Source organism: Psychrobacillus sp. OK032, from assembly GCF_900111345.1.
GTDB lineage: Bacteria > Bacillota > Bacilli > Bacillales_A > Planococcaceae > Psychrobacillus.
On record NZ_FOGY01000001.1, the window covers coordinates 228830 to 252043 of the forward strand.

19 protein-coding genes and 1 other annotated feature are annotated in these 23214 nt (G+C 38.2%); of the genes, 3 read left to right on the forward strand and 16 right to left on the reverse strand.

Features of this window, described 5'->3' with window-relative positions:
• Nucleotides 1-577 precede the first annotated feature (577 nt).
• Nucleotides 578-1468 carry a LysR family transcriptional regulator gene (locus BMZ04_RS01130; protein ID WP_093263735.1) on the reverse strand — a complete coding sequence of 297 codons (891 nt, stop codon included), beginning with the start codon at nt 1466-1468 and terminating at the stop codon, nt 578-580.
• Nucleotides 1469-1590: 122 nt separating this feature from the next.
• Here BMZ04_RS01130 and BMZ04_RS01135 point away from each other — a divergent pair, with 122 nt between their 5' ends.
• Nucleotides 1591-2781, forward strand: coding sequence for a coenzyme F420-0:L-glutamate ligase (locus BMZ04_RS01135; protein ID WP_093263740.1), 1191 nt, complete (start codon nt 1591-1593; stop codon nt 2779-2781).
• A gap of 209 nt (nt 2782-2990) precedes the next feature.
• Nucleotides 2991-3524: an ECF transporter S component gene (locus BMZ04_RS01140; protein WP_093263744.1), complete on the forward strand. Its 534-nt coding sequence runs from the start codon at nt 2991-2993 to the stop codon at nt 3522-3524.
• 153 nt (nt 3525-3677) lie between these two features.
• Here BMZ04_RS01140 and BMZ04_RS01145 read toward each other — a convergent pair whose 3' ends face one another.
• Nucleotides 3678-4472 (reverse strand): DUF6944 family repetitive protein, encoded by a 795-nt coding sequence (locus tag BMZ04_RS01145; RefSeq protein ID WP_093263749.1) that lies wholly within the window; start codon nt 4470-4472, stop codon nt 3678-3680.
• A gap of 33 nt (nt 4473-4505) precedes the next feature.
• Nucleotides 4506-5093, reverse strand: coding sequence for an NAD(P)H-dependent oxidoreductase (locus BMZ04_RS01150; RefSeq protein WP_093265431.1), 588 nt, complete (start codon nt 5091-5093; stop codon nt 4506-4508).
• Between the two features lie 119 nt (nt 5094-5212).
• On the opposite strand from BMZ04_RS01150, the gene BMZ04_RS01155 reads away from it, so the two are divergent.
• Nucleotides 5213-5641 carry a MarR family winged helix-turn-helix transcriptional regulator gene (locus BMZ04_RS01155; RefSeq protein ID WP_093265434.1) on the forward strand — a complete coding sequence of 143 codons (429 nt, stop codon included), beginning with the start codon at nt 5213-5215 and terminating at the stop codon, nt 5639-5641.
• Between the two features lie 174 nt (nt 5642-5815).
• Here the strand turns inward: BMZ04_RS01155 and pyrE are convergent, their stop codons facing one another.
• The 13 genes from pyrE to ileS form a co-directional block, all read right to left on the reverse strand.
• Nucleotides 5816-6448, reverse strand: a complete 633-nt coding sequence (gene pyrE, locus BMZ04_RS01160; protein ID WP_093263753.1) for an orotate phosphoribosyltransferase — start codon at nt 6446-6448, stop codon at nt 5816-5818.
• Nucleotides 6445-7155: an orotidine-5'-phosphate decarboxylase gene (gene pyrF, locus BMZ04_RS01165; protein ID WP_093263758.1), complete on the reverse strand. Its 711-nt coding sequence runs from the start codon at nt 7153-7155 to the stop codon at nt 6445-6447. Before pyrF ends, pyrE begins: the two co-directional genes overlap by 4 nt.
• Nucleotides 7152-8066 (reverse strand): dihydroorotate dehydrogenase, encoded by a 915-nt coding sequence (locus BMZ04_RS01170; protein WP_093263763.1) that lies wholly within the window; start codon nt 8064-8066, stop codon nt 7152-7154. The genes pyrF and BMZ04_RS01170 overlap by 4 nt, the downstream gene beginning before the upstream one ends.
• Complete coding sequence (locus BMZ04_RS01175) at nt 8063-8839, reverse strand: dihydroorotate dehydrogenase electron transfer subunit (protein ID WP_093263767.1); 777 nt, start codon at nt 8837-8839, stop codon at nt 8063-8065. Before BMZ04_RS01175 ends, BMZ04_RS01170 begins: the two co-directional genes overlap by 4 nt.
• A complete protein-coding gene (gene carB / locus BMZ04_RS01180) occupies nt 8836-12033 on the reverse strand; it encodes a carbamoyl-phosphate synthase large subunit (protein WP_093263772.1) in 3198 nt (1065 codons plus the stop codon). Before carB ends, BMZ04_RS01175 begins: the two co-directional genes overlap by 4 nt.
• A complete protein-coding gene (locus BMZ04_RS01185) occupies nt 12026-13126 on the reverse strand; it encodes a carbamoyl phosphate synthase small subunit (protein ID WP_093263776.1) in 1101 nt (366 codons plus the stop codon). The genes carB and BMZ04_RS01185 overlap by 8 nt, the downstream gene beginning before the upstream one ends.
• Complete coding sequence (locus BMZ04_RS01190) at nt 13123-14403, reverse strand: dihydroorotase (protein ID WP_093263780.1); 1281 nt, start codon at nt 14401-14403, stop codon at nt 13123-13125. Before BMZ04_RS01190 ends, BMZ04_RS01185 begins: the two co-directional genes overlap by 4 nt.
• 1 nt (nt 14404) lies before the next feature.
• Nucleotides 14405-15283: an aspartate carbamoyltransferase catalytic subunit gene (locus BMZ04_RS01195; RefSeq protein ID WP_093263784.1), complete on the reverse strand. Its 879-nt coding sequence runs from the start codon at nt 15281-15283 to the stop codon at nt 14405-14407.
• A gap of 152 nt (nt 15284-15435) precedes the next feature.
• Nucleotides 15436-16737, reverse strand: a complete 1302-nt coding sequence (locus tag BMZ04_RS01200; protein WP_093263788.1) for a solute carrier family 23 protein — start codon at nt 16735-16737, stop codon at nt 15436-15438.
• Nucleotides 16738-16767: 30 nt separating this feature from the next.
• Nucleotides 16768-17307 carry a bifunctional pyr operon transcriptional regulator/uracil phosphoribosyltransferase PyrR gene (gene pyrR, locus BMZ04_RS01205; protein WP_093265437.1) on the reverse strand — a complete coding sequence of 180 codons (540 nt, stop codon included), beginning with the start codon at nt 17305-17307 and terminating at the stop codon, nt 16768-16770.
• A gap of 201 nt (nt 17308-17508) precedes the next feature.
• Nucleotides 17509-18438, reverse strand: a complete 930-nt coding sequence (locus BMZ04_RS01210; RefSeq protein ID WP_093263793.1) for an RluA family pseudouridine synthase — start codon at nt 18436-18438, stop codon at nt 17509-17511.
• Nucleotides 18438-18914 carry a signal peptidase II gene (gene lspA / locus BMZ04_RS01215; protein ID WP_093263798.1) on the reverse strand — a complete coding sequence of 159 codons (477 nt, stop codon included), beginning with the start codon at nt 18912-18914 and terminating at the stop codon, nt 18438-18440. The genes BMZ04_RS01210 and lspA overlap by 1 nt, the downstream gene beginning before the upstream one ends.
• Nucleotides 18915-19725: 811 nt before the next feature.
• Complete coding sequence (ileS, locus tag BMZ04_RS01220) at nt 19726-22476, reverse strand: isoleucine--tRNA ligase (protein WP_093263803.1); 2751 nt, start codon at nt 22474-22476, stop codon at nt 19726-19728.
• 346 nt (nt 22477-22822) lie between these two features.
• Nucleotides 22823-23045, reverse strand: a binding site (T-box leader).
• Nucleotides 23046-23214: the final 169 nt, after the last annotated feature.

Genomic DNA, 23214 nt, shown 5'->3' on the forward strand with positions numbered 1-23214 from the left:
GAATATAAAACAGAAATAAAGCTTCATAAAAAGATCTGTTAGATTTTCGCTGCAGGCGGACGCTTTCCGCCGGGTGAGCGATGAGCCATCACCACAGCTCTCGCGTTTGCCTGCGATGTCTCATCTGTCTCAACAGAGGAACGAAGGCTAAGTGCGCCACATCGTGTGGCAACGCCTTCGTGACCAACATCCTGTTGGCCTCGGATGGAGTCGCCGCCCTTCCGCTACAATCCAATGAGCTTGCTAGCTAATCAGTATAGCCGACCCTTAATCCAATCTTTTACAGCATTTCCAAGTAAGAACCAATAAATGAGTGAATGAGACAGAATCCACTGCGAATTCGACAACTTTCCTTCGAACGCGACAAATTTTCTCATAATAAAGCCTTTACTTGTCAAGAGATGGCATTTTCTAATTAGCTTTTATATATTGCGCAAATGCTTCACTATGTTGAGAATATGCTCTAGAATATAGAGCGAAATTGTATAATTTGCATAAAATGATTCTAATTAAGCAACTACTAGGGATATTGTGCTTAATCTAAAAGGGGCACTCTCATGTTATTTACAAAATTCTATTAAGCCTGTTTATTTTCTATAATCTCTACAAACTTTTTGGACGCTTGTGATAAGGACACACTCTTTAAAAAACATACTCCAATACTTCTATTTGGGATTTTCTCCACCAATGGTACTTCATATAATATTCCTTTGTTTATATACTCCTTCGAAAATTCTTTTGTTACACATGCAATTCCTAGATTAATTCGAGCAAATTCCAATAATAAATCATGGGAGCCTAATTCAAACTCAGGGGATATCTTGATTCCTTTGGATAATATATAATCCTCTACATACTTTCTGGAAATCGAATTAGGTTCCAGTAATATTAATGGAAGTTTCACAACTTCTTCTAGACTTATTGAGTGAGAAAATTGATTTTTATATTTTTCTCCACAAACAAATACATCATGTATATTGAAGCATGGAATTTGCTCTAATGTAGGATCATCGAACGGAAAATTACAAATCGCAATATCAATACCTCCTGATTTTAACATCGCACAAAGCTCTAGTGTCGTGCCGTTCTCAATCTTGAACTTTATATTCGGATACTTCATATGAAAAGCTTCTAAATAAGGAAGTAAATAATATCTAGAAATTGTATCCCCTACGCCTATTGTCAATTTCCCAGCAGTTAAATGTTTAAATTCAAACATCTTTTCTTCTGCAACATCGATTAAATTCAAAGCTGAGCTCACATACTCAAAAAGAAGGCTTCCTTCATTCGTTAAAGATACGCCCCTTGGTGTTCTATTAAAAAGACGGATATCCAATTCTCTTTCAAGCTGCATGATGGACTGGCTAACAGCTGGTTGTGTCATATAGAGGTCCTTTGCAGCCTTTGAAAAACTTTTACAAAGGGCTACTTTATAAAATACTTTATATAAATCTAATTTACTTACCATATAAGCACCTCTTATACCTACTATTTGTTATATTCATTTTACTTATACCATAAATTGCATGTATAGTATAAGTAGGTACTAATTAAAAAATAAATTTTTTTGCTTATTAAGGAGCGATCATTTTGGAAAGAGTTGTTGGAACAGTTGTGAGAGGTCTTCGTTGCCCAATCATCAATCAAGGAGATAACATCGAAGAAATCGTTGTAGATAGCGTATTAAAAGCTTCAGAGGTTGAAGGTTTTCCAATTCAAGACAAAGATATCGTTACATTAACAGAATCCATCGTTGCACGCGCGCAAGGAAATTATGCGACAATTGATCATATTGCACAAGATGTCCAGTCAAAATTTGGCGAGGAAACAGTTGGAGTTATCTTCCCTATATTAAGTCGTAATCGATTTGCAAATAATCTACGAGGCATCGCAAAAGGTGCAAAAAAAGTTGTTTTAATGCTTAGCTACCCATCAGACGAAGTTGGTAATCACTTAGTAGATATAGACCTACTTGATGAAAAAGGCGTCAATCCCTGGACGGATGTTCTTACAGAAAAACAATTCCGTGATCATTTCGGCTATATTAAACATACATTTACTGGTGTTGATTATATTGATTATTATAAATCATTAGTCGAAGAATTCGGAGTGGAATGTGAAGTCATTTTCTCCAATAATGCTAAAACTATTTTAGATTACACAAAAAATGTGCTTACATGTGATATCCATACAAGATTGAGAACGAAAAGAATATTAAAAGCAAATGGTGGAGAGAAAATTTACGGTCTCGATGACATCTTATCATCATCCATTAATGGCAGTGGTTATAATGAAGCTTACGGCTTGCTTGGATCAAACAAATCAACAGAGGATAGTGTAAAATTATTCCCTCGTGAGTGCCAACCAATCGTTGATAATATTCAACAGATGCTAAAAGAAAAAACAGGTAAAAATGTAGAAGTAATGGTATACGGAGACGGGGCATTTAAAGATCCAGTCGGTAAGATATGGGAACTTGCTGATCCAGTTGTATCCCCAGCTTATACAGCAGGACTTGATGGCACACCGAATGAAGTGAAGTTAAAATACCTTGCGGATAATAACTTTGCTGATTTAAGAGGCGAAGAACTTAAACAAGCTATTTCAGAATTTATTACTAATAAAAATGAAGATCTTGTAGGTTCAATGGAAGCGCAAGGGACAACACCTAGAAAATTGACAGACCTTATTGGTTCTTTATCTGATTTAACTTCTGGTAGTGGTGACAAAGGGACACCTATTGTATTTATCCAAGGTTATTTTGATAACTTTACAAAATAATATATAAGAAAGATCCACTGCTTTTTGGCGAGGTTTTCGACAGATTAATTGTCGAATACCTCGCTTTTTATTTGCTTTAGGTTGTAAAGACCTTTCTCTTTTTACAACTCAAACTGACCTCTAAACTTCACCTTAAACTGACGCTTTCACAAGTGCCAAAAATTTGATAAAGTTATCGACAAATACAGAAGAAAGTAAGGTATAAAATTATGAACACAATAAATAGTTATTCAAGATCAAATACGACCGATTTAATCATTACCTCTATGTTAATTGCGCTCGTGTTTGTTGCAACAGTTCTTCTAAACATCAAACTACCTATTTCAGCAAACGGCGGTTTAGTTCACCTTGGAACCGGTATGCTCTTTATCGCATCTATTTTATTTGGTCCTAAAAAAGGAGCAATTGCTGGAGCTGTTGGGATGGGATTATTTGATTTAATGATGGGGTGGACATTGTGGGCGCCTTTCACTATTGTCGCTCGAGGCTTACAAGGATATATAGTTGGAAAAATTGCTTGGTCAATGAGTCGTAATGGAAACAGTATTGCCTTCAATCTAGCCGCAACTATTTGTTCGATTCCTTTTATGCTAGCTGTTTATTATATTTGCGAACGGGTTCTATTTGGTAGTTGGGTTATTCCATTAGCTTCTATTCCCGGAAATCTTGTTCAAAATGTTGTAGGTATGTGTGTAGCTCTTCCGGTTTGTGTCGTGTTAAAAAAATTGCCTATTTTTAAATAATTATTTTAAATCCCCACTTCTAAAAAAGAAGTGGGGATTTGTGCAATTTGCATCCTCAAAGAAGAAATTTCATTATGCTCTATGATTTCTTCTATGTATTAACCATCCGTAACCTAAAAACCTTCGATCACTTTTACTTGAAGTAATCAAAGGTTATATCATTCTGTAAGAATTCGGCTCATACAAGTGTGCCAGGTGATAATTATAATACGGATAATAGTAGTCCTGTTGTTGGGCTAAATTGATATCAGAGGCAGTTTTTAAAGCAATCACCACGGTAATAGCTCCAATAACTTGTGTCCAACTTCCAATAAACGATAATCTGTCACCAGCTATATTCAGGTTTTTCATGGAAAAAAGAAGACCTGCTGCGTCAAGAAATGCTCCTAACGCAAATAAACTGTTTCCGGTTACTTCTAAACTTTTAACGGGCGAATGCCCTTCTAGAGCACCAATTGCCTCATAAGTTGCCCCAAGCCCTTGAATACCACTGCCAACGGCATTTAGACCAATGGCACCTTCATCAGCGGTATTGATTTCGATATTCGTTGCAACTGTATTCGTAACGTTACCGGCGGCTTGAAGCCATGCACCAAATATCATGTCAATTAAGTACGACTCTCTTTCTTCTGAAAATAATGCTGTATTTCCGATTGCCACCAGACTGTTTCCAAAAGCTTCGATGGCATTTCCTTTGGAAATCAGGTTTGCTCCCATCTGACTTTCAGTAAATGTTTTATTTGTTTGTCCTACAGCTGATATAACGGTACCAATTGTAACGATCCATGCACCAGAATAAATAAGCTCTTCTCCATGTTGCTTCACCGTATCCCACCGTTCCATAAAAGACAGTACCATATCATATGCGCGGATTTGTAATTTTGTTGTTTCGATTATTTTATTTCTCTTCAAATAAATAGCTATTTCAACAATCCTGCTTTCATGCACTTAGTCTTAGCCTTTAAGATTATAGTTATTTTTCTAGTAGTTTACTTCTTTAAAATATCGATAAATTTTTTCTAATTTTTTCGTTTGTTTTCCATTTTTATTTTCCATGTTGCCAAATTCAAAAAATTTCACTCTTTTTATTCCAACAAAACTGAATAGAGCTCGTTTCATTAAGATTTTATGAGCATTATTCAACCAAAAAAGCAGATAATTTGCTGGCCCCTTCATGGTCGAAACACATACAACTGACTTTCCTTTTAATAGCCCCTCTGGTAGTAGACCCTTCTTATCCCTGTAGGCAAAATTCGCAGAAAATAATCGATCGATATACCCCATAAGCATCGCAGGAGGTCTACCCCACCAAATCGGATAAACAAAAACTATCTTGTCTGCCCAAGTAATTTGCCTTTTATATTTTTCAAGTTCTGGATCACAGTACATATCACGTCTTCGTTTATGTTCATTAAACATGAGAAGAGGACTAAAGCCCTCTTCATACAAATCTAATACTTGTAACTCTTTTATATTAGGATTCTCTTTACTACCTTCAATTACTTTTTGTAAAAATGCATAATTTAAACTTTTATGATTAGGATATGTGTAAATAACAAGCGTATTTATAATAGCACTCCTTTTAATTATCATTTGATAAGTAAATGATAGCACTAGTTTTTTAGTTGTCAATTGATAATTGTTTTTAGATAACATTTTTGATATGTTAGCAGTAAGAGGTGAGCATTATAGACAATAAAGTCCTTTTTAACAAATGCATAAAATTTTTAACTTCTGTTCATCGTGTGACACACGAGTTAACACAAAACTCCAAGTCGGATTCGATCACACCAGTTCAATATAAAATTCTTGAGTATATTACAGTTAGTCAGCCTGTTACCCCTAGTGAAATTAGTGATTGTCAGCATATGTCAATGCCAAATACAAGTCGTGAGTTGAAAAAGTTAAGTGAAAAAAATTTAATCAAAAAATTAAGCGATACAGAAGATCGCCGAAAACAATATATTTGCCTTTCAAAAGATGGAGAAACGATGATGAACGAAGCATTTGCAACCGTAGAAATACGTTTTCTAGATCGAATACAAAATGCTTCCAAAGAAGATTTAAAAGAAATTGACCGCGCTCTTGATATACTTCAGAAAAAATTATTTTATTAACCGAAATAAAAAAATCCATCAGAAATCGATGGACTCTTCTCTTTACTTCAACAATTCTTATTTCCAATCACTATGTTTTGCAAAATCAGTTTTACTAATTTCAGATTTCGTTATTTAAAAGAGGTATAGACTAAAAAAGACATTCACCAATCTACTAGTGAATGTCTTTTCTTCTTATTTCAACAATCCTTCTTTCAAATCATTATGCCATTTCGAAAGCATCGGTAAATCTGATTCTGCGATTGTTCCCTCTTCTTTTGCAGCGTTTGTTAGTGCATCGTAATTCGTTAAACTTACAAAGGAGATGCCAGCTTCTTCAAAAGCTTGCTCCGCTTTTGGAAGTCCATATGTAAAAATACTCACTACACCAAGAACTTCAAAGCCTTCTTTTTGCAGCGCTTCTACAGCTATTAAGCTACTACCACCTGTAGAAATTAAATCTTCAATGACAACTACTTTTTGACCCGCAACGATTTTACCTTCGATTTGATTGCCACGACCATGTTCTTTTGCTTTTGAACGAACATACATCATTGGAAGCTCTAGTACATCACTTACCCAAGCAGCATGTGGTATACCTGCTGTTGCCGTTCCTGCTACCGCTTCCGTTCCCGAGAAGTTTTGTTCGATTGCTTCTGCTAATCCTTTTGCTATTTCTTTTCGAATAGTTGGAGATGACATCGTAATTCGGTTATCACAGTATATTGGTGATTTAATACCGGAAGCCCATGTGAAAGGATCATTTGGTTTTAATTCTACTGCTCCTACTTCAAGAAGAGCTTTGGCGATTGTATTTTCTAGTGTCATGCTTGTTCCCCCCACATTTTTAATATAGTACTATAAGCTTCAACTGGGTTTTCCGCTTTTGTAATGGCACGTCCTACTACGATATGAGATGAACCTAGTAGTCTTGCGTTAGAAGGCGTTGCTACACGGATTTGATCGTGTGCTTCCCCTTCTGCTAAGCGAATTCCTGGCGTTACTCTCAAAAATTCATTGCCACATGCTTCCGTTATTTTTTTGGCTTCGAGAACTGAGCTTACAACACCGTCTAATCCAGCACTTTTAGCTAATTTTGCATAGTGGACAACGGATTCTTCGATCTTTGTTTGAATAAGCTGCTCTTCTTGCATTTGCTTTTCAGAAGTAGACGTAAGCTGTGTTACGCCAATAATTGATGGTCTTTTATTGCCCCCGGTTGTTCCTGCTTCTAATCCTTCTCGAGCAGCAATCATCATTGCCTCGCCCCCGGCAGCATGGACATTAACCAAATCCGCCCCAAGTCTTGCTAGCCCTTTCATCGCTTGACCAACTGTATTAGGAATATCGTGAAGCTTTAAATCCAGAAACACATCATGTCCCATTTCTTTCAACTTATAGACGATTGCTGGTCCTTCTTGTAAATAAAGCTCCATGCCTACTTTTACAAAAAGTGATTGTTCGAAAGGTGATAAAAAGCTGTAAGCATCATTTGCTGAAGCAAAATCTAATGCGATAATTGGATTATTTTTCATAATCGATGACTCCTTCCGACTATTTCTGAAACTGTTTTATATCCTAGCTCATCTAATTTTTCTGGAAGCTGCTCGATTAAATTTGGGCAAACAAATGGATCTACGAAGTTTGCTGTACCTACTGCAACCGCACTCGCTCCTGCAGATAAGAAGTCGATCACGTCGTCAATTGTAGAAATACCACCCATTCCTATGATCGGAATAGACACTTGTTTTGCTACATCATATACCATACGTAGGGCAACTGGTTTAATCGCTGGTCCGGATAATCCGCCTGTTACGTTTGCAATTACTGGTCTACCAGTTCTCGTATCTAAACGCATGCCAAGTAGCGTGTTAATCATCGTAATACCATCTGCCCCGCCTGCTTCTACTGCTTTAGCAATTTCATTTACATTTGTCACATTCGGTGAGAGTTTCACGTATACAGGCACAGATGAAGCTTCCTTTACAGCACGGGTTAACTCTTCGGCAACAACTGGATCTGTTCCAAATGTAATACCACCTTGCTTTACATTCGGACAAGAGATATTTAACTCAAGCGCATGCACATTCGGAGCTTGTGAAATACTTTTCGCTACTGCAACATAATCTTCTGTTAATGTTCCCGCTACATTAGCTATAATAGGCACATCATATTGTTCTAACCAAGGAAGTTCATTTTCCATAACTTTTGTAAGTCCAGGATTTTGTAATCCAATTGCATTTAACATACCAGCAGGTGTTTCTGCTACACGAGGAGTAGGATTTCCTAATCTCGTTTCTAATGTCGTTGCTTTGATCATAATAGCACCTAGTTGCGATAGATTATACAATTTGGCATATTCTTTTCCAAATCCAAAGCAACCAGAAGCCGGCATTATTGGGTTTTTTAATGAAAGTCCTGGTAATTCAACTGCTAATCTATTCATACACGAACCACTCCTGACTGGAACACTGGACCATCTGAACATACTTTCACATAATCAGCTTCAGTTTCTTCGGTTGTTTCACAAACACATGCAAAGCAAGCGCCAATTCCACAACCCATACGTTGCTCAAAAGATAAATACCCCTTTTTGTCAGGATACATTTTCTCCAGCGCAGATAACATTGGCGTTGGCCCACAACTGTAATAAACGGCAAAATCATCTTCTAATATTTCAAGTGCATTCGTGACGAATCCTTTATGGCCGTGAGATCCGTCTACCGTTACGATATGTGTTTCTCCTAGCTCTTGAAATTGTCGTTCATAAAACACTACATCTTTTGATTGGAATCCAAGTACATGAATTGGTTTTACTCCTTTTTCCACAAGCCGTTTAGATAACTCATAGAGTGGTGGTACCCCAATTCCACCGCCGACTAACAATGCTGTTTGACCAGCTTCTATCTTTTCTATAGGAAAACCATTACCAAGAGGACCAAGTACATCGACTTGGTCTCCTGGTTTCTTTTCAGAAAGAAGTGTAGTTCCTCTTCCATCTGCACGATATATCATCGAAAACTCCAGTGTTTCTTTATCTATTGACGAAATACTAATCGGTCTTCGAAGGAGTGGTTCCATTTGATCAGATACACGTAAATGGACAAATTGACCTGGTTGTTTCATATCTAGTACGAGTTGCCCAATTAATGTTAGCTCAAAAATGTTCGTCGCAATTTGTTGTTGATTTACGACTTGCATTTGTTCTTGTTTTATCATGAACGAACCTCCTCACGTTTCATTGTTTCTGTCGAAAAAGTCATCGATTCAATAACTCGTAGCATTGCTTCTGCAGTATCTAAAGATGTTAGACATGGGATACCATTTTCAACCGATTCTCTTCGGATACGGAATCCATCACGTTCTGGCTGCATCCCTTTTGTCAGTGTGTTGATGACAAATTGGGCATCTCCTTTTTGAATAACATCTAGTATTGTCGTACCTTTTGAACCAATTTTATCTACAATATCTACTGGAATACCCGCTGTTTGAATTGCTTCTGCAGTTCCGGCTGTAGCAATAATTCGAAAGCCGATATCATTAAATCTTTTTGCAATTTCCGTTCCTTCTTCTTTATCTTTATCTGAAATTGTCATTAAGACAGAGCCGTGGTCTTTTATTTCCATACCTGCAGCTACTAAGCCTTTGTATAGTGCTTTTTCTAAAGTGATGTCTTTCCCCATTACTTCCCCAGTCGATTTCATCTCTGGTCCAAGCGTAATATCTACTCGACGAAGCTTTGCAAAGCTGAATACTGGCACTTTCACATATACACCTTTACTATTCGGAGCAAGCCCTGGTTTGTAGCCTTGCTCTATAATAGATTGACCTAAAATCGCTTTTGTTGCGATATTTGCCATTGGGATAGAAGTTATTTTACTTAAAAATGGTACTGTACGGCTTGAACGCGGATTTACTTCGATCACATATACTTCATCTTTTGAAATGACGTATTGAATATTCATTAACCCGATAATTTTTAAACCTTTTGCGAGTCTAGTAGTATAATCCACTAATGTATCGATATGCTGTTGTGACAGCTTTTGTGGTGGATATACTGCAATCGAGTCACCAGAGTGAACTCCCGCGCGTTCAATATGCTCCATAATTCCCGGTATTAATACATTTTCTCCATCACAAATGGCATCTACTTCAATTTCTGTACCTGTTAAATAACGATCGATTAGCACTGGTTTTTCTGGGCTTGCATCTACCGCATGCTCCATATAATGTTTAATCTCCCCTTCGTTATAGACGATTTGCATCGCACGTCCACCAAGGACATAAGAAGGTCTAACTAAAACTGGGTAGCCAATTTCGTTTGCAATCGTTACTGCTTCTTCTACTGAAACCGCCGTTTTACCAAGTGGCTGCGGAATATCGATTTCATGTAAGGCAGCTTCAAACTCATTACGATTTTCAGCACGGTCGATATCCTCTAAAGTAGTCCCTAGAATTTTTACACCTCTTTCTTCTAGAGCAGCAGCTAAGTTGATCGCCGTTTGTCCACCGAATTGCACGATTACTCCTTTAGGCTGTTCTAGGTCTACGATATGCATGACATCTTCCACCGTTAATGGTTCGAAGTATAGTTTATCTGAGATAGAGAAATCAGTTGAAACTGTTTCTGGATTATTGTTTATAATGATCGCTTCATATCCCGCTTCTTTAATAGCCCATACAGAGTGAACGGTTGCGTAGTCGAATTCTACCCCTTGACCGATGCGGATCGGTCCTGATCCAAGTACGATGACACTTTCTTTGTCTGTGCGAATCGATTCATTTTCTTCTTCATATGTTCCGTAGAAGTATGGAGTTTCGGATTCAAACTCTCCTGCACAAGTATCGACCATTTTATATACTGGTACGATGCCATGTTCTTTCTTGAAGTTATACACGTCAATTTCTGGTACATTCCAATACTTAGCGATCGTTTTGTCCGCAAAGCCCATTCGTTTTGCCTTATATAACACTACTTGATCAAATGGATTCAGTCGAATTACTTTTTCGTATTGGACAATATTTTGAAGTTTATTTAAGAAAAATAAATCGATTTGGCTCCACTCATTGATCTGCTCTACCGATACCCCTCTGCGAAGTGCTTCACCGATGAAGAACAAGCGCTCATCCCCTGCACGGCGAATACGTTTTTCCATCCATTCATCTGTGATAGATTCAGCGTTTTTCATTTCGATATGGAAGTGACCTGTTTCAAGGGAGCGAACTGATTTTAAAATTGCTTCTTCAAACGTACGCCCTAGAGACATTACTTCTCCAGTAGCCTTCATTTGCGTTCCTAGATTACGTTTTGCTGATTCAAACTTATCGAATGGCCATCTTGGTATTTTCGCCACGATATAATCAAGGGCTGGTTCAAAACATGCATAAGTTTTTTCTGTCACTGGGTTCATCATTTCGTCTAAAGTTAAACCAACTGCAATTTTCGCAGCAAGTTTCGCAATAGGATAACCAGTTGCTTTAGAAGCAAGTGCAGATGAACGACTTACGCGTGGGTTCACTTCGATAATATAGTAGTTGAAGCTATGCGGATCGAGTGCTAGCTGCACATTACATCCACCTTCAATTTTTAATGCACGAATAATTTTAAGCGATACATTACGAAGCATTTGGTTTTCACGATCTGATAATGTTTGTGTTGGTGCAACGACGATTGAATCTCCTGTATGAATTCCTACCGCATCTACGTTTTCCATATTACATACAACAATTGCATTATCTGCTGAGTCACGCATTACTTCATATTCGATTTCTTTATATCCTGCGATTGATTTTTCTAGCAAGCATTGTGTTACCGGGCTGTACTTTAAGCCGCTCGTAACGATCTCCAGTAAGTCTGCATCGTTATGGCAAATACCGCCGCCTGTTCCTCCTAACGTGAAAGCAGGGCGTACGATTACTGGGTATCCAATCCGTTCAACAAATGCTTTCGCTTCGTCCATATTATGGATAATATCACTTTCCGGAACTGGTTCTCCTAATTCATTCATCAGTGTACGGAATAGATCACGGTCTTCCGCTTTGTGAATAGCCTCTAGCTTCGTACCTAAAATTTCAATTCCTAATTCATCTAAGATACCTGATTCATCAAGCTCAATCGCCATATTCAGTCCTGTTTGACCACCAAGTGTCGGTAAAATTGCATCCGGGCGTTCTTTTCGAATAATTTTGCTTACAAAAGGTAAAGTAAGAGGCTCGATATATACTTTATCTGCTATTTCTGTATCTGTCATAATCGTTGCAGGATTTGAGTTTACAAGAATTACTCGGTATCCTTCTTCTTTCAATGAAATACAAGCTTGCGTTCCTGCATAGTCAAATTCTGCAGCTTGACCGATGACAATTGGACCAGAACCGATTACTAATATGGTTTCGATATCTTTACGTTTAGGCATGTAAACTCTCCTTTTTGCTATTAGCATTCATTAATTCGATAAATTGGTCAAATAAGTGAACGGAATCCTCTGGACCTGACGAACCTTCTGGATGGAACTGTACAGAATACACTGGGAACTTTTTATGTTTTACGCCTTCGACAGTACCGTCATTTAATGCAATATGGGTGATTTCCAATTCAGTGTTAGCAATCGAGTCTGCATCAATTGCATAGCCATGGTTTTGAGAAGTAAGCTCTGTTCTTCCAGTCGTTAAATCTTTTACTGGATGATTGCCCCCGCGATGCCCAAATTTTAACTTGAAAGATGTAGCACCACTTGCAAGAGAAATCAGTTGATGTCCTAGACATACTCCAAAAATCGGAACTTGCCCGATAATTTCCTTTACCATTTCGATTGCTTCCGGAATATCTGTTGGATCTCCAGGGCCATTTGATAGCATAACTCCGTCCGGAAACATTGCTAAAATTTCTTTTGCGGGTGTATTGTATGGTACGACTATAATATCGCAATTACGTTTATTTAATTCTCTTAAAATACCGTGCTTCATACCAAAGTCAACAAGTACTACTCTTTTTCCACGTCCTGGGCTTGGATAAGGACGAGTAATAGAGACTTGTTCTACTACATTTTTTGGAATAATAGTAGCTTTTAGTTTTTCTATTTCTTGTTCGATGTTCACTTCTTCTCCAGCTTTTGTAAGCTTCCCTTTTAAAGATCCATGATTGCGAATAATCCGTGTTAATTTGCGTGTATCAATTCCTTCAATCCCTGGGACATTTTTTACTTCCAAAAATTCATTTAATGTACGTTGACTTCTAAAGTTAGATGGCTGTTCCGCAAGCTCTCTAATTACAACTCCTGATAGAGCAAGCTCGATCGACTCAAAATCGTCTGGGTTAATCCCATAATTTCCAACCATTGGATACGTGAATGTTAAGATTTGACCACAGTTCGATGGGTCTGAAATGGATTCTTGATAGCCAGTCATTGCAGTAGTGAAAATAACTTCCCCAATAGTTCCTTCTTCGCTTCCAAAAGCATTTCCTTTAAATACTGTCCCATCTTCTAGTAGTAAAAATCTTGTTTTCATACGTTCTCCTCCTGCCATACAATTTCTCCGTTATAAATAGTTATTTGCGGCCATGCTGTGCAAATCCATCCGTTAAATGGTGTGTTTCTTCCTTGGGATAAAAATGCTTCCTTATCAATTGCCTGTTCTTTTTCCAAATCTATTAAAACTAAATCCGCTGGTGCCCCAACTTCTAATTTTCCAAATTCAAAGCCAAACACATCAGCTGGTTTAGTCGTTAAAAACCCTAGTAATTGCTTTAATGTCCAATCTCCAGTTTTCACGAAATGTGTATACAAAAGTGGAAATGCTGTTTCTAGTCCGACAATTCCGAATGGAGCCTTCTCAAAACCATTTGCTTTTTCTTCCTCTGTATGTGGTGCATGATCTGTCGCAATGAAATCTAGCGTGCCATCTAGTAGGCCTTCTCGAAGTGCTAGCATATCTTCTTTTGCTCGAAGGGGAGGATTCATTTTCCAGTTCGTATCGTTTGAAGGAATATCATCCTCACAAAGTAGTAAATGGTGAGGGCTTACTTCTGCCGTTACATGTACGCCTGCTTTTTTCGCATCTCGTATTACACGTACCGATTCTTTCGTACTCACATGACATACATGGTAATGAGCTCCCGCGGCTTCTGCGAGTAATATATCTCGCGCAATATGTACTGATTCTGAAACGGATGGAATTCCTTTTAATCCCAATTCCTCGTTTCTCTTTCCTTTATGCATCACACCACCGTAAATTAGTGTATTGTCTTCACAGTGTGCAACAACTGGGAGATTAAATTTCGCAGCTTCCTCCATTGCCTCAAGCATCGTGCCGGCCTCTTGTACTCCTACTCCATCATCTGTCAGCGCAAATGCTCCAAGATTTTTCAATGCTTCGATATTTGTTCGCTCTTTTCCAGCTTGGCGGAGTGTAATCGATGCATATGGAAGTACACGTACTAATCCATTAGTTTCTATTAAATCAAGCACATGTGAAAAGTTTTCTGCTGTATCTGGTACTGGTCTAGTATTTGGCATCGCACAAATCGTTGTGTATCCACCTTTAGCGGCAGCTTTCGTCCCTGTCTCAATCGTTTCTTTATGCTCGCCACCTGGCTCACGTAAATGTACATGAACATCGATAAATCCAGGTGAAAGAAACATTCCTTTTCCGTCAATGACAATAGCATGTTCAGCCGTTACATTTGCTCCGATTTCTACTATTTTCCCTTCATTAATGACAACCGAAGTTTTTTCGAAGTCTCCTGCATTGTTAACTATTTGAACATTTTTAATAATTTTTGTCATGTTATTCTCTCCCTTTCAAGATCATTTCAGTGATTGCCATGCGGACGACCACACCATTTTGCATTTGCTTAAAAATTCTGGACCGGTCACATTCTACTAGTTCACTCGCGATTTCAACGTTTCGATTAAATGGAGCTGGATGCATAATGATCGCATCACTTTTCATTTTTCGCTCTCTTTCCACTGTTAAACCGTATGTTTGATGATACTCTTCTTTAGAAAAGTTCCCATTTCCTTCATGTCTTTCATGTTGTACTCGAAGTAGCATTATTACATCACTAGACTCAATTACTTCATCGAAATCGTGAACGCATTTAAATTCTCCTTGCCATTCAGGCGGGCAAACAAATTGTACTTTTGCTCCAAGCCTTGTAAGGGCATCTGCGTTCGATCTTGCAACTCGACTATGCGCTATATCTCCGACTATTGTAATTATTTTATTTTCTACTGTCCCAAATTCTTCCCAAATGGTGAAGATATCAAGAAGACTTTGTGTTGGATGATTCCCTGTTCCGTCTCCTCCGTTAATAATAGCTACTTTCGTTTTGCCTATTAATTCTTCGAAAAAATTGTTTTGTTCATGTCTTATCACTAAAGCATCCACTCCGACTGCTTCTAAAACTTTCACTGTATCGTAAAGCGTCTCGCCTTTTAATGTACTTGAAAAACCTGAGTCGAAAGGAAGTACATTTAGTTGTAATTTACGTTCTGCCATTTCAAAACTCATCTTGGTCCGAGTACTTGGTTCAAAAAATAAATTTGCCATTGTATATTGATTTTTCAATGTCGAGGCAGCACCTTCTCGAAAAGCTTTTGCCTGTTTTAATATAGTTGTTATTTGTTCGACCGATAAATCTTTCATCGTTACTAAGTTTTCCAACTTAATCCCCCTCTTTCCTATAAAAAAAACTTCTTGAAAAGTCTCAAGAAGGTTCGATTAAGCATAGGCAAGTAAAGGAATCTCTTAGCGAAGTTCCAACCAGTCTATCCGAACCCTTTGCTGACTCTCTGTTCAACTTATTAAAAGGTTATTTATTCAGTTTTTCCTAAATCCTGCGTTTCGGCTTCTTTTCTACCTGGTAAAACCAGATTTAGTATAACCCCAATGATTGCCGCTAGAGCCATTCCCTCTATGCTTAACGATTCAGACACGATGAATTTTGCTCCACCGATTCCAATTACTAAGATAACGGACGCAATAACTAGGTTTCTACTATTACCAAAATCTACATTTGCTTCTACTAGCATTCTTAAACCACTTGCGGCAATTATTCCGAATAAAAGTATGGAAACTCCACCAAGAACTGCTGTTGGGATTGTTGCAATAACAGCCATTGCTTTTCCAAAGAATGATAATAGTATAGCGATTACTGCTGCTCCCATGATGACATATACACTATACACTCTAGTAATAGCTAGAACTCCTATGTTTTCACCATATGTTGTCTTCGGTGGACCACCGATTAATGCACTGACAAACGTACCAAACCCATCACCGAGCAAAGATCTATGTAAACCCGGCTCTTTAATATAATCACGATTCACTACTTTTCCTAATACAAGTTGGTGACCGATATGTTCAGATATTGTGACAATAACAATTGGCACCATGACTAGTAATATTTTAGTAGTTATTTCAAATTCATAATGCACACCAGGTATTAAGAAATCCGGTAATGCGAACATTTTTGCTTCTTTAATTGGTTCAAAGTTAACAATTCCAATTGCGATAGAATATATGTAGCCGACTACTAAACCGACTAAAATCGGCATTGTACTTAAAATGTTTTTAAAATAGATGGTGCAGAAGATTGCTGTAAACAATGTTACAAGAGCTGCTGAGAAGTGTAAGAAACTATATTCCTTTATATCTGTCCCTTCAATAGGAATATTCATGGCCATATCTACGGCAACTCCCGAAAGACCTAAACCAATAACCATAATGACTGGTCCCACTACGATTGCCGGCAATAATTTCATGATCCAGTTATATCCACTTTTCCATATAATGAGCGAAACGATACCATATACTAATCCGACAAACATGGCACCTATCATTGCGTTCCCCGGCTCAGTCTTGCCATTAGTAGCTATAATAATCGGTGCGATAAACGCAAAGGATGATCCTAAATATGCTGGAACTTGAAATTTCGTAATCATTAAGAAAACAATTGTCGCTATTCCACTTGTAAGTAAAGCAATTGCTGGACTTAATCCTACTAGCTGTGGCACTAAAATTGTTGAACCGAACATGGCGAACATATGCTGGAAGCTTAATGTGATGAGTTGACCTCCAGACGGCTTTTCATTTACATCTAATACGGTATTTGACATGTACGATTCCTCCCTTTGTTTCTTAAATTATTACTCGAAGATAGTAACAGCATCTAAACCATCTTTTTCTGATACTTTAACAATAATTCGTTCGTTGCTAGAAGTCGGGATGTTTTTCCCAACATAATCTGCTCGAATAGGAAGCTCTCGATGTCCTCGATCTATTAATACTGCAAGTTGAATTTGTGCAGGTCTCCCTAGATCCATTACTGCATCCATCGCTGCTCGAACCGTTCTTCCTGTGTATAACACATCATCAACTAATATTACTTTCTTGTTCGTTACATCATGTGTTATATCAACTTCTTGTACTAATGGTTCGTCTGTTCCATTTTTTAACGATAAGTCATCTCTATATAAAGTTATATCGAGTTCTCCTGTTTTTATCGCTTTGCCTTCTATCTCTTCAATTCGCTTAGCAAGTCGTTCGGCTAAAAATGCGCCTCTCGTTTTAATCCCGACGAGTATGCACTGTTCAATTCCTTTGTTTCGTTCGATAATTTCATGTGCAATTCGTGTAAGTGCACGTTTGATAGATTGTTCGTCTAAAATGCTTGCTTTTTCTGCCATCGTCATTCATTTCCCCTTTCCGAAATATAAAAAACCTCTTGAGCAAGAGTTGCCCAAGAGGTTGTATGCGCGTAATTAAATAGGGTGAAGTACACTCAAAAGTCCGCAGACCTATAGTGATTCACTTTCACATATACCTTCTCAGCCTCTCTGGACTGTTATTAAAGGTGAAGCTATTCGATTTTCTTTTTTCAGTATAATCTACTCGTCTTCTTTTATCAAGGATTGTTTTCTTAATTCTTCTAATAATTTTTCGAAATCCTCTGGAAGTGGTGAAGAAAACTCTAAATACTCGCCTGTTTTTGGTTGGATAAACCCTAAAACTCCAGCATGTAACACTTGACCATTAAAATCAATTGTTTTTTTCGGACCGTATTTTGGATCTCCCGCTAGTGGATGTCCAATATATTTCATATGCACGCGGATTTGATGTGTTCTTCCTGTTTCCAATTGACACTCTACAACCGTATATTTATTAAATCGTTCTAGTACTCGGAAATGCGTCACTGCATGCTTCCCGTTATCTACTACTGCCATGCTTTGTCTCTCTTTTTTATCTCGTCCAATAGGAGCGTCGATTGTTCCTTTGTCATGTGGAATATGTCCGTGTACAACTGCCGTATATTTGCGCGTCACAGTTTTTTTCACTAATTGGTCCACTAATGATTCATGTGCTACATCATTTTTGGCAACCATTAATAATCCAGTAGTATCTTTATCGATACGGTGAACAATTCCTGGACGTAGTACTCCATTAATGCCAGACAGATCTTTCACTTGGTGCATAAGCCCGTTTACAAGCGTACCACTTGTATGTCCAGGTGCTGGATGTACGACCATCCCACGCGGTTTATATACAACTACGACATCTTCGTCTTCATAGACAATGTTTAAATCCAAGTTTTCCGCAACAATATCTAGTGGTATTGCTTCCGGAGGTGAGACAACAATAACGTCGCCTTCTTTGACTTTATAATTCGATTTTGCTGCTTCGTTATTGACTAACACATGCCCATCTTTAATAAAGTTTTGGATTTGTGTTCGTGACCAATCCGAATCAAAAGAGGCTAATGCTTTGTCAATTCTCTCTTTTTCTTGTTCTTTTTCTATTACAAATGTAAGTTCTTCCATTACTTCACCTTTTTCTTTTCTGCTCGTTCTTCTTTTATTATAAATATTATAACCATCACAACGCCAATCGATAACGCCGCATCTGCAATGTTAAAAATAGGAAAATCATAGTTAATGATTGGTATTAACACATCGACAAAATCTACTACTTCGCTTCTCCATAAACGATCGATAAAGTTTCCAATAGCTCCGCCGAGTAGCATCATTAATCCGACTTGAAACAGTGGTTTGCCTTTTGCTTCTTTATGAAAATAATAAATGATTCCAATAATAACGACAACTGTAACGATTGTAAATAAGCCCATTTGACCTTGTAGCATTCCCCATGCTGCTCCACGATTTCGATGTGAAAGTAGTGCGAAATAAGGGTCCAATATAGGTATACGTTCGCCTAATTCCATATTATTAACAATCAACCATTTAGTCCATTGATCAAGCGCTATGACTATTGCCGCTAGTCCATAAAATTTCCACACATCAAATTCCCCCGATTTAAAAGAATCTTCCCTAGTTTACCATACAATGCAACATTTCGTAAAAAAACAGAAAAAGAAATAAGCAATCACCGTAAGTTTCCGCTATGATTTTCGCTGCAGGCGGACGCTTTCCGCGGGCATGGCTTCGATCTCCTCAGGCCAACAGGATGTTGGTCACGAAGTCGTTGCCACACGAGGTGGCGTTCTTAGCCTTTGTTCCTTTGTCTGCTCCTGCGGGGTCTTCAGCTCATGCACCTGACACTTCGCTTTCGGTGCAAAAAAACATCTGCTATTCCCGCTGGAGTCGCCGCCTTCCGCTGCAATCAATGGGAATTACTTGCTATTTGGCGTCTGCAGTTATCAGAGATTTAAAATTATCAGGTCCACTTCACACTATTTATTAAGCCTAATTGTAATATGCTGTCTCAGAATATGTAGAGCATTAACTAAGATAAAGCCCGTTCTGTTCAACGAATTATTGGAATAACACTTCGTATTCATCATCGTCTCACTCCAAGTAAGTTTATTGTTTTATAACTGGTTGCTTTTACCGGAAAATCCACAACAGAAGTTTTAGAAAGTGCCTGCATAAACGCGCTATGGCAAAGAGTATCTTGCTTTATTGTCTCAAGATTATCCGGAAAAGAGTGCAAGAATACATAATAATTATCGACATCTCATAGCATGTAAACCCATTACAGAGAAACTTTTGCTTTGTTAACCTGATTGGTTGCTTTCAATATTAATTTGATTGATCTCCGTGTAATAACATAAAAAAATGTGGTCCTGCTAAAAGGACCACATTCTTTTATTACATGTAATTTTCTTCTACTACATCCGCACAGCGCGTACATAATGTTGCGTGCTTCTCATTTGTTCCAACTGTTTCAGAAATAGTCCAGCAGCGTTCACATTTTTCTCCATCTGCCTTTTCTACTAATACAGACGCATGCTCCAGTACAAGACTATTTTCGGCAGCAGCTTCTACTAACTCAAATTGAGAAACAATAAATAACTGACCAAAATCAATAGCATCTGTTTCAAACAATGATTTATATTCATCTTTCACATATAAAGTTACTTTTGCTTCTAATGATTTACCAATTGTTTTTGCATTACGTGCTTCTTCTAATGCTTTTAACACATCATCACGTAAATCCATAATTTTCTTCCATTTAGGAGCTAATTCTTCGAAATCTGGATATTGTACTGCATCTGGCATATCCGTTAATTGAATACTTTCTTCTGTTTCATGCTCCAAATAAGCCCATAGCTCATCAGTCGTATGCGGTAAAATTGGTGTCATTACTTTTAACAATGTAAGTAATGTATCATACATCACCGTTTGCATTGCACGACGATCTGCATGATCCGCTCCATAAATGTATACAACATCCTTCGCAACATCTAAATAGAACGAGCTTAACTCACCAGCAACGAAATTGTTTACAGCGTGGTAAACTGCTGCGAAATCGTAGCGATCATATGCTGCACGAGCTGTTTTTAATACATCCTGCAAACGCATAAACACATATTTATCCATTTCACGTAGGTTTTCGTATGCTACACGATCCTTAGCCGGGTTAAAGTCAGCAACGTTTCCATGTAGAAAACGGAATGTGTTACGAATTTTACGATATACTTCCGAAACTTGTTTTAACATATCCATTGAAATTCGAACGTCGCCCGTATAATCGACCGATGCAACCCAAAGACGTAAAATATCCGCGCCATATTGGTTCATTACTTTAGATGGAAGAATTACATTTCCAACTGACTTACTCATTTTGCGACCTTCTCCGTCTAACACGAAACCGTGAGAAAGCAACCCTTTATAAGGTGCGTATCCATTAATCGCAACACTTGTAATAAGTGATGAGTTAAACCAGCCACGATATTGGTCAGAGCCTTCTAAGTAAAGGTCCGCTGGATATTTCATCCCACGCTCTACAAGTACACCTTGGTGAGAAGAACCTGAGTCAAACCAAACATCCATAATATCGTTTTCTTTTGTAAATTCACCATTAGGGCTACCTGGATGTGTAAAGCCTGCTGGTAATAACTCTTTCGCTTCTTTTTGGAACCAAATATTAGATCCATGTTCGCGGAATAATTTAGAGACGTTTGTAATTGTTTCTGGTGTGATAATTGGTTCCCCATTTTCCGCGTAGAAAATCGGAATTGGTACACCCCATGCACGTTGGCGTGAAATAACCCAGTCTCCACGGTCACGAATCATATTGTACAGACGAGTTTCACCCCATGCAGGTGTAAATGCTGTTTCGCGAACTGCTTGTAATAATTCATCGCGGAATGCATCAATAGAAGCAAACCATTGTGGTGTTGCACGATAAATAACTGGTTTTTTCGTACGCCAGTCATGTGGATAAGAATGTTTAAAGAACGTTAACTTTTCAAGTCGACCAAGTTCATTTAATTTTTCTGTTACCACTTTGTTTGCATCATCATAAAATAATCCTTCAAAACCAGGTGCTTCGTCTGTATAGCAGCCACGATTATCTACTGGGCTTAAAATATCCAAGCCGTATTGTTTTCCGATTAGGTAGTCATCTTCACCGTGACCTGGTGCTGTATGAACACAACCAGTACCAGCATCAGCTGTTACATGCTCACCAATCATAACAAGGGAATCGCGGTCATAAATCGGATGCTTAGCTACAACATATTCTAAGTCCGCACCTTTTACTTCTTGTAGCACTTCGTATGCTTCCCACTCTAAAGTTTCGGCTAATGATGCTAGTAAATCTTTCGCTACAATATATTTATTGTCTTCTACTTTTACTACTGCATAAGTGAATTCTGGATGCACGGAAATACCTAAGTTTGCTGGAATTGTCCAAGGAGTTGTCGTCCAAATGATAAATTTAGCATCTGCCGGTACAACATTCTTTGCATCTTTTACTTCAAAACTTACATAAATAGAAGGTGATTTTTTATCTTGATATTCAATTTCTGCTTCTGCAAGTGCAGATTCAGAAGATGGTGACCAGTAAACTGGTTTTAATCCTTTATAAATATAGCCTTTTTCAGCCATTCTCCCGAACACTTCAATTTGACGAGCTTCAAATTCAGGTTTTAATGAAATATAAGGATTTTCCCAATCACCACGAACGCCTAGACGGCGGAATTGACTGCGTTGATTGTCGATTTGTTCATAGGCATATTTTTCACAAAGGTCACGGAATTCCGCAACAGTCATTTCTTTGCGTTTTACGCCTTTGTTAGTCAACGCTTGCTCGATTGGTAATCCGTGCGTATCCCAACCTGGTACGTAAGGTACATGGTAACCAGTCATAGAGCGATGACGAGTAATCATATCTTTTAACACCTTGTTTAAAGCATGCCCGATATGAATATCTCCGTTTGCATATGGAGGTCCGTCGTGTAGAACGAATTCTGGACGATCTGCTGTGCGCTCTAGCTGTAATTTGTTAATGTCCATTTCGTCCCATTTTTCTTGCATTTTCGGTTCATTTGCAGGTAAATTTCCGCGCATTGGGAAATCTGTTTTTGGCATTAATAACGTGTCTTTGTATTCCATTTAAATTCCTCCTAAAATGTAATGTAATGCGTAAGCGCCTAGTCAAAGGAATACAGTCTAAGTTCGCGCCATCGTGTCGCAACGACTGCATAACCTGCATCCGACAGTCAATTGGGGATGGGGTAGGTCTGCAAAGTGCGCCACATCCTCTGGCAAAGCAGACATGACCCGCATCGTGCGGGCCCAGGAGGCAGCTCCTCAGCCACCACAAGCGATTTTGTTTACGACGAGCTTTGCGCAGGAGTAGCTTTTTCACATTTGACCCGTGGGGCTAGGCGCTGTAGTTGGATCAAAAATAAGTAATAACTTCTTTCTTTTTAAAACAACAAAAAAACTCCTCATCCCAAAAAGGGACGAGAAGTTTATGCTCGCGGTACCACCCTACTTGCGATTTTGTAAAAAAATCGCCGCTTAGTATGCCATAACGGGACATAAACCGAAGACACTTACTTTTTTTGGGTGTCCTTGCTCCAAAGTGATAATCTAAAATATTTTCATTGCTTGAGCTCTCACCATCCCCAAGTCGCTTGTTCGAAAACTATTTTAGACGTCTTTTTCAACGCATATTTATATGATATGAAATCATTATAGAAAATGTAAGTCAATCAGTCAAGAATTGTAATCAAATTCGCCTCAGCGAATTTGCTCCTGCGCAAGCTCGTCGCAGAAAACAGTGTGCCCAGCTTTTTATCGAGCACGCTCGATAAATTCTTCTAAAAATCTGTGGCATCCGCCGGA